General features: G+C 66.8%; 9 protein-coding genes. 5 read left to right on the forward strand and 4 right to left on the reverse strand.

All coding sequences use genetic code 11. From position 1 onward, the window contains the following. Window positions 1-103: 103 nt before the first annotated feature. Window positions 104-328 (forward strand): hypothetical protein, encoded by a 225-nt coding sequence (locus tag K7711_RS34160; RefSeq protein WP_222974727.1) that lies wholly within the window; start codon window positions 104-106, stop codon window positions 326-328. Further along, complete coding sequence (locus K7711_RS34165; protein WP_222974728.1) at window positions 325-1,635, forward strand: hypothetical protein; 1,311 nt, start codon at window positions 325-327, stop codon at window positions 1,633-1,635. The genes K7711_RS34160 and K7711_RS34165 overlap by 4 nt, the downstream gene beginning before the upstream one ends. Window positions 1,636-1,684: 49 nt before the next feature. Here the strand turns inward: K7711_RS34165 and uvrA are convergent, their stop codons facing one another. Together uvrA and K7711_RS34175 are read right to left on the reverse strand one after the other, a co-directional pair. Next, complete coding sequence (uvrA, locus tag K7711_RS34170; protein WP_222974729.1) at window positions 1,685-4,681, reverse strand: excinuclease ABC subunit UvrA; 2,997 nt, start codon at window positions 4,679-4,681, stop codon at window positions 1,685-1,687. 177 nt (window positions 4,682-4,858) lie between these two features. After that, entirely contained in the window at window positions 4,859-6,001 is a 1,143-nt protein-coding gene (locus K7711_RS34175; RefSeq protein ID WP_222974730.1) for a beta-ketoacyl synthase N-terminal-like domain-containing protein, read from the reverse strand. Window positions 6,002-6,253: 252 nt separating this feature from the next. Here K7711_RS34175 and K7711_RS34180 point away from each other — a divergent pair, with 252 nt between their 5' ends. Both K7711_RS34180 and K7711_RS34185 read left to right on the forward strand, forming a co-directional pair. Beyond that, complete coding sequence (locus tag K7711_RS34180) at window positions 6,254-7,588, forward strand: diguanylate cyclase domain-containing protein (RefSeq protein ID WP_222974731.1); 1,335 nt, start codon at window positions 6,254-6,256, stop codon at window positions 7,586-7,588. Window positions 7,589-7,704: 116 nt separating this feature from the next. Then, window positions 7,705-10,005, forward strand: coding sequence for a HelD family protein (locus tag K7711_RS34185; RefSeq protein ID WP_235748214.1), 2,301 nt, complete (start codon window positions 7,705-7,707; stop codon window positions 10,003-10,005). A gap of 84 nt (window positions 10,006-10,089) precedes the next feature. Here K7711_RS34185 and K7711_RS34190 read toward each other — a convergent pair whose 3' ends face one another. Further along, window positions 10,090-10,545, reverse strand: coding sequence for a universal stress protein (locus K7711_RS34190; RefSeq protein WP_222974732.1), 456 nt, complete (start codon window positions 10,543-10,545; stop codon window positions 10,090-10,092). A gap of 461 nt (window positions 10,546-11,006) precedes the next feature. Beyond that, window positions 11,007-11,870 (reverse strand): AraC family transcriptional regulator, encoded by an 864-nt coding sequence (locus tag K7711_RS34195; protein ID WP_308015077.1) that lies wholly within the window; start codon window positions 11,868-11,870, stop codon window positions 11,007-11,009. Window positions 11,871-11,947: 77 nt separating this feature from the next. Here K7711_RS34195 and K7711_RS34200 point away from each other — a divergent pair, with 77 nt between their 5' ends. Then, window positions 11,948-12,421: a VOC family protein gene (locus K7711_RS34200; protein WP_222974734.1), complete on the forward strand. Its 474-nt coding sequence runs from the start codon at window positions 11,948-11,950 to the stop codon at window positions 12,419-12,421. Window positions 12,422-12,522 lie beyond the last annotated feature (101 nt).

The following is a 12,522-nucleotide window of genomic DNA, read 5'->3' on the forward strand; positions in this document are numbered from 1 at the left end:
CGCCGGGCGCGATGATTTCCGACAACGAAAGTGGTTGGTACTCCTATGATTCGTGTGCGCGTACATGGGTAATCCCGGGCCCAACGCGTAAATCAGGAGAAATATGAGTGCCAGAACCGATCTCGCGGCGGAATTGGACAGTCACGTCGCGGCTTTGGACGTCCTGTCCGAACAAGAGGCGGCCGACCTGCTGGGCCTGTTCCGCAACGCACGCCGGACCGAGACCACAGCGCTGAACGCGGCAATCGACGATATGGTCGGTGTGCTGCCCAAGCCGTTCCGCGGCGTGACCAAGCGAATCATGTTCGGAGACATCGCCGGACAATGACCAATCTGGTAACTCGCGCTCAGATCGTTCTCTTGGCTCGCACCCTGCACGTACCGCCGGAGCGGCTCACGCATCTGGAACGGCTCGGACCGGACCGGCTGCACGAACTCCAGGAACGCATGTCCCGCGTCATCTTCGACGACCACGGCGAAACCTTCCGGCGCATCAGCAGACTCGTACCGTTCATCCCATTGGGCGTCTCGATGCCGCTGATCCAGCGCATCGTGCCGCCGGCCATGACCGGCCGCGCCGCGGGAGCCGTCGGCGCCGACCACCCGAAGAAGGCCGCGGAGACGGTCGCGCTGCTGGGCACGTCGTACGCCACGGACTGTGTGCCCTACATCGATCCGGTGACCGTCGGGCACCTGGCCGACGGGGTGCCGCCCGAGCCGCTGGTCCAGGTCGTCAACGAGATTCTGCGTCGCGGCGACTACATCACGGTCGGGCCGTTCCTGGACTATGCGACGCCGACGTTGATCGAGGCGCTCGAACTGGGTGCGCGCGACGACGAGGGCCTGATCCACGCGACCGCGTACGCCTACTCCTCCGAGGCCGTCAGCGCCATCGTGCGGCAGCTGCTTTCCGGTCCGTCGCAACGGGTTCCGCGACTGGTCCGCACGGTTCTGGCCGGATCGCCCGAACTGCAGCGCGCGGGACTGTCGATCTTCGCGCGATGCGAGCCGGAGCTCGTCCGCGCCGTGGGCGAGATCCTGTTCTCGGTCGGCTCGCCGCCGGCCATCGGGAATCTGATCACCAACGCGATCCGGATCGGCTCGGTCCCGGACATGCTGACCTTCACCGGCAATCTGAGCCGCCAGGCGCTGGGGCGAATGGCCGGCAATCCGGTATTCGGCGATCAGGGCGTGATGGCGGCGATCGTCGCCTCGCTCAGCGGCCGCACCGAAGCGAACTACTGGCGCGGCTTCTTCGCGCTGGCGGCACGGACCAGCACCGAGATCCAGCAGCGGACCGTGCGGCTGCTCGCCGAACTGCCGGATGCGAACGTGGTGGATCTGCCGATGCGGGCCACTGAATCCGACGGCTGGCCGATGCTGCTGCAGCTCATCGCGATCGCCGATCCGGCTGTGCAGCATCGGTTCGGCACGGCCTGGGCCGCACTGTCGGCCGAACGACGGGCCGGATTGCAGTGGCACATCCACGAACACCACCTCGATGCCCGGCTCGCCGCGATCACCGAGGCCGCGCCGACCCTGTCGGTGGAGGAAGTGTTCTACAAGCGCCGCCAGGCGCGGCGGCATCTCGGTGCCGCCGGGACCGGGCCCGGCGACACCTGGAATCCCTGGTAGGAACTCGCGCCGGGGCGGCCCGACATGACCGCCCCGGGAGCGCGAACGCTCAGCGCAACGCGGCTGCCCTGCGCCGGGCCGCGGCGGCCTTCTTGGGATCCTTGTCCGCGGGCTTCTTCGCCGCGGTCGACGACTTCTTCACTGCGGCAGCCTTTTTCGACACCGTCTTGCGCGCCGGCGACTTCGGCGCGGGGAGGGCGAGCGTCTCCTTCAGGAACTGCCCGGTGTAGCTGTCGGCAACGGCCGCAACCTCTTCCGGAGTGCCCTCGGCGACCACGGTGCCGCCGCCCGAACCGCCTTCGGGGCCCATATCGATCACCCAGTCGGAGGTCTTGATGACGTCCAGGTTGTGTTCGATGACGATGACGGTGTTGCCCTTGTCGACCAGGCCGTTGATCACCTTCAGCAGTTTGCGGATGTCCTCGAAGTGCAGGCCCGTGGTCGGCTCGTCCAGGATGTAGACCGTGCGGCCGGTGGAACGCTTCTGCAATTCGGCGGACAGCTTCACACGCTGGGCCTCGCCGCCGGACAGCGTCGGGGCGCTCTGGCCCAGGCGGACGTATCCCAGCCCGACGTCGACCAGTGTCTTCAGATACCGGTGGATCGAGGTGACCGGCTCGAAGAATTCCGCGGCCTCCTCGATCGGCATATCGAGCACCTCGGCGATGGTCTTGCCCTTGTAGTGCACCTCGAGCGTCTCCCGGTTGTAGCGCGCGCCGTGGCACACCTCACACGGGACGTACACGTCGGGCAGGAAGTTCATCTCGATCTTCAAGGTGCCGTCACCCGAGCACGCCTCGCAGCGCCCGCCCTTGACGTTGAACGAGAACCGGCCCGGCTGATAGCCGCGCACCTTGGCCTCGGTGGTCGCGGCGAACAGCGTGCGGATCTTGTCGAACACGCCGGTGTAGGTGGCCGGATTCGAGCGCGGGGTGCGGCCGATCGGGGACTGGTCGACCTGGACCAGCTTGTCCAGGTGATCCAGCCCGTTGACGCGGGTGTGCCTGCCCGGCACCTGGCGCGCGCCGTTGAGCTTGTTCGCCAGAACCGTCGCCAGGATGTCGTTCACCAGGGTGGACTTACCCGATCCGGATACGCCCGTCACCGAGGTCAGCACGCCCAGCGGGAAGTCCACCTCGATGCCGCGCAGGTTGTGCTCGGTGGCGCCGACGACGGTGAGCTGCTTCTTCTTGTTCACCGGACGCCGCACCAGCGGTACTTCGATCTGCTCCCGGCCCGACAGATAGGCGCCGGTGAGGGAGTTGGAGTCGCTCAGCAGACCGGGATAGGGGCCGCTGTAGACCACCTGGCCGCCGTGCTCGCCGGCCAGCGGGCCGATGTCGACCACCCAGTCCGAGGCGTGGATGGTGTCCTCGTCGTGTTCGACGACGATCAGGGTATTGCCCAGATCCCTGAGCCGCGTGAGGGTTTCGATGAGGCGGCGGTTGTCGCGCTGATGCAGGCCGATCGAGGGCTCGTCCAGCACGTACAGCACGCCGACCAGACCCGAGCCGATCTGGGTGGCCAGCCGGATGCGTTGCGCCTCACCGCCGGACAGGGTCGCCGCGGCCCGTGAGAGCGTCAGATATTCCAGGCCGACGTCCAGCAGGAAGCCCAGGCGCGCCTGGATCTCCTTGAGCACCTGCCCGGCGATCGCCGCCTCACGCTCCCCCAGCCGCAGGCCGTTGAGGAATTTCGCGCAATCCCGGATGGACAGATCCGACACCTCGGCGATGGACCGGCGACCCTCGCCGGAATCCATTGTGACAGCGAGGATTTCGGGCCGGAGGCGGGCGCCGTTGCACACCGGGCACGGCACGTCGCGCATGTAGCCGTCGTAATGTTCCTTCATCTGCTCGGACTCGGTGTTCTCGAGCCGACGCTGCAGGAACGGCATCACGCCTTCGAAATCGGCGTAGTACGAACGCTTGCGGCCGTACCGGTTGGTGTAGGAGACGTGGACCTGATCGGAACTGCCCTCCAGCACCGCCTTGCGCGCCCGCACCGGCAGCTGATGCCACGGGGTGTCCATCGAAAAACCGATGGCCTCGGCCAGACCCGAGAGCAGTCGGGTGAAGTATTCGGCGGTCTGACCGCGCGACCAGGGTGCGATGGCGCCGTCGTTCAGACTGAGCTCGGTATCGGGCACGACCAGATCCGGATCGACCTCCTTGCGGATGCCCAGGCCGGTGCAGTCCGGGCAGGCGCCGTAGGGCGAGTTGAACGAGAACGAGCGTGGCTCGAGATCCTCGATGTCCAGCGGATGCGCATTGGGGCAGGCGAGCTTCTCGGAGAAGCGGCGCTCCCGATCGTGGGCGTGCTCATCGCGATCGACGAAGTCGAGTACCACGATGCCGTCGGCCAGGCGCAGCGCCGTCTCGATCGAATCGGTCAGGCGCTGTTTGGAACTCGGCTTCACCGCCAGGCGGTCGATGACCACCTCGATATCGTGCTTCTCCTGTTTCTTCAGCTTGGGCGGATCGGTCAGCGAATGCACCACCCCGTCCACGCGAACGCGCGAATAGCCCTGGGAATTCAGCTGATCGAACAGGTCGACGAATTCGCCCTTGCGGGTACGCACCACCGGGGCCAGCACCTGGAACCGGATGCCCTCCTCCATGGCGAGCACCTGATCGACGATCTGCTGCGGGGTCTGCTTGGCGATCAGCTCACCGCAGACCGGGCAGTGCGGGGTGCCCGCGCGCGCGTAGAGCAGACGCAGATAGTCGTGTACCTCGGTGATGGTGCCGACCGTGGAACGCGGATTGCGGTTGGTCGACTTCTGGTCGATCGAGACCGCGGGCGAGAGGCCCTCGATGAAGTCCACATCGGGCTTGTCCATCTGGCCGAGGAACTGGCGCGCGTACGCCGACAGCGACTCGACGTAACGACGCTGCCCCTCCGCGAAGATGGTGTCGAACGCGAGGCTCGACTTACCCGATCCGGACAATCCCGTGAAGACGATGAGACTGTCGCGCGGCAGGTCGATATCGACCCCTTTGAGATTGTGCTCCCGCGCTCCGCGCACCGTCAGGCGATCCGCCACAGGTCGTCCCTTCCCATTCGTATTCCGGCGTCCACTGGTACCCCGGCCGCCATGCTAGGCACACCCACCGACAAGTTTCGTCGAGCAGCGCACACCAGGCGCCCGGACCAGGGGATTTCGGTCATCCGCGGCGAACACCGCCACTCCCGCGACCGATCCACCCCAGCCTACTTGCCCTCAGATCGAGCCCAGGACGATCACCGAATTGTGCCCGCCCATGCCCAGCGACGTCTTGACGGTGACCCCGCCGGTGCACTCGGTCGGCCCGTCCAGCAGACGCGGATGCGCGGGCGCGACGATCGGCGGGGCCGGTACGACCCCGCGCTCGTAGGCCAGCGCGGCCACGGCGACCTCGACCCCGGCCGCCGCGCCCTGACAGTGACCGGTCAGCGGCTTGATCGAGTACAGCGCCGGACGGTCGTCGAAAATCGTTGCCAGAACGTCGGTTTCGGCTTCATCGCACTGGCGGGTGCCGGGGCCGTGCGCGTTGTAGTAGCGGACCTGATCGGGTCGTACCCCGGACACGTCCAGCGCCTGGCGGACACAGTCGAGGATCTGCTCGTGGGACGGATCGACCGACACCACGTGATAGCCGTCGTTGGACATCGCACCGCCCAGCACCCGGGCGTACGGCCGCTCGACATCGCGGGTGAGCACGAAGGCCGTGGACGCCTCCCCCATGCTGAAACCGCGGCTGCCCTGCTGGAACGGGCGGCAGGCATCGAGCGGTTCGGTATCACCGACCGCCGCGCCCAGCCCGACCATGTGCTCGAGCAGTTCGGGGCTCGCCGACAGATCGGTGTTCACGCACAACACGTCGTCGGCCATGCCCTGGGTGAGCCACAACTGCGCGGTGATCAGGGCGACGTTCGCCGAACTGCAGGCGGCCGAGACATCCATCGACGGGCCGTGGAAACCGAACTCCTGCGCCAGCATCGCGATCGGCGTCGAGGGCAGCAGCGACATGAATCCGCGCGAACGGCGATGCCCCTCGTCCACGAGATAGAAGTCCCGCCAGTTGCGGACGTCGCCGAGCACGATCGAATGCAGGATCCCGACGGTGCGGCCGGGCCGCCAGCCGCGGGCACGGGCATCGTCGATCGCCTCCCGAGCGGCATCCTGCACGGCCCGTCCGTAGCGGCTCGGACCGACCTCGGCATCGCCGCCCTCGGGAATCAGGGCAACCCAGGCGCGCTCATCACGCCCGGCCCCGTACCCTGGATGGAGCCGAGCGGCGGACTTCGCGCTGAGCAAACCACGCCACAAGGCCTCGCGACCCCAGCCGTAACCGGAGACGACGCCGATTCCGGCAATCGTCATATGATCTTGGTGTCTCGGGTTACAGCCTGGCATCGCCTCGCTCCTTCACCGGTTCGAGCAGAATAGCGAATACTCCGCCATCGCTGAGCAAACCCTTTGCCGTAAAACTGTCCGATCAATGCTCGAACGAATGCTCGAACTGTGACCGATCCGACAACGTCGGCGCTGCGATCTTCCACACGCCGACAGCAGGATGATCCCATGCTGAAATTGACATAGATAGTCTTTGATCAGGGGGTACGCGTGGCTGACATGAGCGACGAGAAAGGCGACGGCGCGGTAGACGCCGAGCAATTGGCACAAAGGTACCGGTCGCTGGTCGATCACAGCCCGGACGGTGTTGTCGTGCACGAGGGCGGCAAACTCGTTTACGCCAATCCGGCAATTGTTCGGTTACTTGGCGCGAATGCGGTCCGGGATATTCTCGGCCGCCCGGTGACCCAGTTCGTCGCACCGCGCGACATCGGGCCGATGCTCGCGCGGATCGCCCGCCTCAACGCCACCGGAGACGCCTCCGAACCCGCCGAGATGACCCTGATCCGGCTCGACGGAGGCACGGTCGACGTGGAAACCGTCTCGGTGCTGACCATCTGGCAGAAGCGCCGTGCGCATCAGGTGGTCATCCACGACCTCACCGCCCAGCGTCGCGCCGAGCACGCCCAACGTCGCGCCGAACAGCACTTCACCACCGTCGTCTCGCAACTGGAGGAAGGTGTGGTGGTGATCGATCGGGGCGGATGTATCGAGTCGATCAATCCGGCCGCGCTGCGGATCTTCGGGCACGCCGGCGGGGATCTGGTCGGCACCGCGATCGCAGCGCTGCCGCTGGCGCTGTTGGATCCCAACGGGCAGCCGCTCTCGGCGACCCGGCATCCGGTCGCGCGCACCCTCGCCACCGGCGAGACCATCGCGCGCTACGTCTTCGGGGTCGACCGTGCCGACGGGCAGCGCCGCTGGCTGTCCGGTTCGTCCCGGCTGCTCAATCCCGGTGATCCGGAATCGCCCGCCGTCTCGTCCTTCAACGACATCACCGAATTCCGTGCCAGCCGCAGACAGCTGGAATATCAGGCCACCCACGACCCGCTGACCGGTCTGGCGAATCGGTCGCTGGTGCTGTCCCGGCTGGCCGGGGCGTTGGGCACCAGCGAGGATCTGCCGGTCTCGACGGTGCTGTTCATCGATCTGGACGGATTCAAGTCCATCAACGACACCCTCGGTCACGCCATCGGCGATACCGTCCTGCAGATCGTGGCCCAGCGCCTGCAGCGCAGCCTGCGCCAGGACGACGTGGTCGGCCGCATCGGCGGTGACGAATTCCTGGTGCTGCTGTCGGGCGGCACGTTGCCGGTGGATCTGGACGGCCTGGTCACACGCCTGCGTCAGGCGATGGCCGAACCGATCATCGCGCGCGGACACCGCATCCACGTCGACGCATCGATCGGGGTCACACCGCTGCATCCGGGCGATACCCGCACGCCCGAGGCCGTGCTGCACGACGCCGACGTCGCGATGTACCAGGCCAAACCTGCCGCACATCACGAGGGTCCTGGCTCGATGCGCCGACCGAACAATACCCACGCCTCGTGAACTGGCGTTCACCTGCGGTTACAGCGAGTCACCCCGAGGCCAACTAGACTCGACAACTCTGTTTTCCCTTCGTACGCGGCCTCGCCCGGCCGACCGTGGTGACAAGGAGTTCCGTCTTGCCCGACCGCCTCACCGAGGATCTCCCGGCGACCGGCCACGCCGCCGAACTGGCACGCGAACAGACCAATCTGACAACGCTGTACGAGCGTCTGGACGCGATGCGCGAATACGCGCAGCGACGTTTGCGCACGGTGCTGCTGGAGACCGGCGGCACCCCGCAGGCCCGCAGCGAACGCGAATCGTTCACCCAGCTGTACAGCGAGGACCTGGCCAAATACGACGCCGCCGAGCACGGCCTGTGCTTCGGCCGGATCGATCTGTCGGCGGGCGTGGACGGCGACGCGGAACAGCGCTATATCGGCCGACTCGGCATCCTCGACGAGGACGACGACTACGCCACCCTGCTGCTGGACTGGCGCGCCCCGCTGGCGCGGCCGTTCTACCTGGCCACGACCGCCACTCCGGACGGCGTCACCCGGCGTCGGCACCTTCGCTCCCGCAATCGCCGGATCACCACGGTGACCGACGAATACCTGGACCTGGATCTGGCGCAGGCGGAGGGCGCGATCGAGTCCGATGCCGGAGTCGGCAGCGAGAGCGCCCTGCTGGCCGCGTTGAACGCGGCGCGCACCGGCCAGATGACCGACATCGTGGAGACCATCCAGAGCCAGCAGGACGCGATCATCCGGTCCGAGCACAAGAGCGTGCTGGTCGTGCAGGGCGGACCGGGTACCGGTAAAACGGCCGTCGCACTGCACCGCGCGGCATATCTGCTGTACACCTACCGCAAACAGCTGGACAAGGCCGGTGTCCTGATCATCGGCCCGAATTCGACCTTCCTGGACTACATCGGTCAGGTGCTGCCCTCACTGGGCGAGACCGGGGTGCTGCTGTCCACGATCGGCAACCTGTATCCGGGAGTGCAAGCGAGACTGGAGGATTCGCTGCGCGCGGGCGAGCTGAAGGGTTCGCTGGAGATGATCGATGTACTGAAGAAGGGCGTGCGCGACTGGCAGCAGACGCCGCCCGAGCCCATCCGGCTGACCTTCGACGGGTACGAGGTCATCCTGGACCGCAAGATCGTCAGCAAAGCGCGCGGACGGGCGCGTTCCTCACGGCGGCCGCACAATCTGGCCCGGCCGGTCTTCGCCGCCTCGGTGGTGGACGCACTCACCGATCAGCTCGCCCAGACCATGGGCAAGGACCTCACCGGTGGCCAGAATCTGCTGAGCCAGGCGGATCTGACCGAGATCCGCGACGAGATGCGCGCGGACGCCGAGATCCAGCGCGCGATCGCCGGGCTGTGGCCGATCCTGACACCGCAGGAGGTGCTGGCCGGTCTGTGGGCCGATCCGGCGCGCCTAGCTCGCGCCGCCGGCGGATTCTCGCCCGAGGATCGCAAGGAGCTGTTCCGTCCCGACGACGGTAATTTCAGCGCGGCCGACACGCCTCTGCTGGACGAACTCGCCGAACTGCTCGGTGTCGACGACGCGGAGGAACGCGAACGTTCCCGGCGTCGCTGGCGCGCCCAGCTGGCCGAGGCCCAGGACGCGCTGGACATCCTGACCGGTTCCGCCCCACAGGATCTGGAGGACGATCTCGACCCGGAGATCCTGATGGCCTACGACCTGATCGACGCCTCGCAGCTGGCCGAGCGACAGAACGTGCGCGCCCACCAGACCACCGCCGAACGCGCCGCCGGAGATCGCACCTGGACGTACGGGCACGTCATCGTCGATGAGGCACAGGAACTTTCGGAGATGGCGTGGCGAATGGTGATGCGGCGCATCCCGAATCGCTGGGTCACCATCGTGGGCGACGTCGCGCAGACCGGCGACCCGGCCGGCGCGTCGTCCTGGCAGCAGATGCTGGAACCCTATGTCGCCCAACGTTGGAAGCTCACCGAACTGACCGTCAACTACCGCACTCCCGCGGAAATCATGGCCGTGGCCGCGGATGTGCTGGCGGCCATCGACCCCGACGCCACCGTCCCCCGCTCGGTACGCGAATCGGGTTGTCCGCCCGAGGCGCGGCATGTCTCCCCCAGCGAATCGGTCGCCACGGTCGCCGAACTGGTGGCCGCCGAGGCCGACCGCCCTGGCATCACCGCGATCCTGGCCCCCCACGCTGTCCTCGGCGACTACACCGACCTGGCGAGCGACTCGGTCCGCGTCCTGACCGTCACCGAGGTGAAGGGCCTCGAATTCGACACGGTGATCCTGGTCGAACCCCAGGACATCCTCGACGAATCCCCCCGGGGCCTCAACGACCTCTACGTAGCCCTCACCCGAGCCACCCAGCACCTGTCGGTGGTCTACTCCGGCGAACTACCGGAAGTATTGGGCGCATTGAACTGAACAGAGCAGAGCGGCCGTGAACAGTACGGAACTGCTCACGGCCGCTCTGTTGCGACAGCGCCGCGCGGGTGAAGATCTACTACTTCATCGCACGGTGTGGACGATCAAGACGTCCGAGCGGGACTTGCGGGCGACGTCCGAGGGCACCGAGCCGAGCAGACGACCGGCGAGGGTGTTCAGGCCGCGGTTACCGACGACCAGCAGGTCGGCCTGCACCTGTTTCACCAGATCCAGCAGCGATTCGACGGGCTCGCCGACGATCGCCTTCTCCTGCACGTCGGTGGCACCCGCCGAGTGGGCCTTGTCCCGCGCGACGCGCAGGATCTCGTTCGTGGGCGCCGAGCCGTGGACCTGGTAGGCCTCGTCCTTGAGCACATCGCTCGCGGCGGCCACGTCGCGGTCGTCGGTCGGGTAGTAGGCACAGGCGACATACAGGGTCGCGCCCGAGGCCCCGGCCAGGGCAGCGGCCTTCTCCACGGCGACGTACGACGAGTCCGAGCCATCGGTACCGACGACAATGGACCGGTAGGCGGTGGTCATCTTTCCTCCAAACGTACAAGTGGTCGGATGCCGGCGCATGACGTCCACGACTGCGGGCGCCGCGCGGCAACTGCGCTAGACCATAACCGCTACCGAGTCGGAAAAATCCGAAATTGCATCACATCACATCCGCACGCCGTGTAGCGCATGCCACACATTCGCCGGTACCTTCCGCGAGGACCCGAACTACCAGCGCGGATCCGGACATCTCCGGCCGTCATGGCGACGTACGCCGCAATCGCGAACGGTCTTGCGGCCCTGGGATTCTCATCACAGTTGCGCTGTTCGGCGCGCCGCCTGGGCCCTACCGTAGGTATGCCCGGCGACCGCGGTTCCGGGCCGGGAGTGAACAGCATTTACCTGCTTCACCACGGCAGCTGGTAGTTCGCCCGGAAATCCCGGGTAATTGTCGTGAATTGCACCAAAGATTCGCCGTACTGCAGAAATGCGTCGCGCGACAGTCAAACCGCCGATCGCGCGTATTCCAGAGGCGCCATTCCCACCTCCAGGGCGAACTCGCGAGAGAAGTGAGCCTGATCGAAGTAGCCGAGGTCCAACGCCAGGGCCGCGAGATCCTCGGTGCGGCCGTCGGCGAGCAGTTGCGCGCCGTCCTGCAGACGATAGCGGCGCAGCACCCACTTCGGATTCGCGCCGACATAACGCCGGAACAGGCGTTGCAGGGTGCGGATCGGCACGCCGAAACGTTCGGCGACCTGATCGACGCGGAGCAGATCGCGGTCGGACTCCATGGCCGCGATCATCCGCAGCAGCAGCCGGTAGTTGTCGTCGACGACGGCCGTACGCGCCTGTTCGGCGAAGAAATCCTCGACCACATCACGACGCCGCTCGGCGGTGGGCACGGCGAGCACCCGCTCGGTCAACCCCTCCGCCTGCGGCAACACCTCGATGAGGTCGATCGCCGAATCGCGGAACGAGGCCACATCGAGCCCGGTGAACGCGCCGAAACCGCCGGGCCGGAACTTCACCGCGAAGGCCTCGCCCTCCTCGGCCAGCTCGCGGGTGAACTTCGTGGTGCACACCCCGTTGACGAAACCGCCGGTGCTCGCGGTCGTGCGTTCGAAGGTCAGATTGACGCTCGGGAACGGCAGCACCTCGGCCACGAAGGGCGGACAACCGCGCAGATCCCACCGCACCTCCCAGTACCACTCCACGAACCGGGACATCTGGGCACTCGCGGGCACCCTGGTCAACCGGCGGTGCCGAGCCTGCGTGCGGGGGTGCAGGATCCCCTTGGCGACCTCCGGCGGCGGAATCGGAACACGTTCCAGCGCGGGATCTTTCGCATCCCGACCGACGGCGTTCACCAGCATGCTCCGTTCACTCGGGCGAGCTGTCGCGTACTTACAAGATCCACTGCGGGCGAACCGGCAGAGTCGTGCCCATGACGAGCACCGTGAATCCGATCCCCGAGGGCTATCACTCCATCAACTGCTTCCTGGCCGTACCCGATGCCAATGCCGCGATCGAGTTCTACGGCGCGGTTTTCGGCGCGGAGGTGCTGAGCCGCAACGACCTTCCCGACGGCCAGGCCGCGCACGCCGAACTGAAGGTGGGCGATTCGACCTTCCAGATGGGTATGCCGATCCCCGCGGAGGGGGTGCTGGCTCCCGCGGCCGACTGGGTGCACACCAGCATCGTGCACTACTGCCCCGACGTGGACGCGGTCACGAAACTGGCCCGTCAGCACGGCGCCAAACGCGTCGGGGAACCGCAGACCTTCGTCACCGGCGACCGCTACGGCCTGGTCATGGACCCGTTCGGACATCGCTGGGTGGTCATGACCCGGGTCGAGGACATCTCGCGCGAGGAGGGCGAGCGCCGGGTGAACGAGTGGATGGCGAACCAGTCGAGCTGATCCGCCGCACCGGGCACAGCCCGCACCGCCATGGCGGACACCGGAACCCAGGCACACCTTCCCTGTGCGCACGACCGCGTGCACGTGTGCCTGGGCCCCGG

Origin of the sequence: Nocardia coffeae (assembly GCF_019890715.1) — a bacterium.
In the GTDB taxonomy this organism is placed as follows: Bacteria; Actinomycetota; Actinomycetes; order Mycobacteriales; family Mycobacteriaceae; genus Nocardia; species Nocardia jiangxiensis.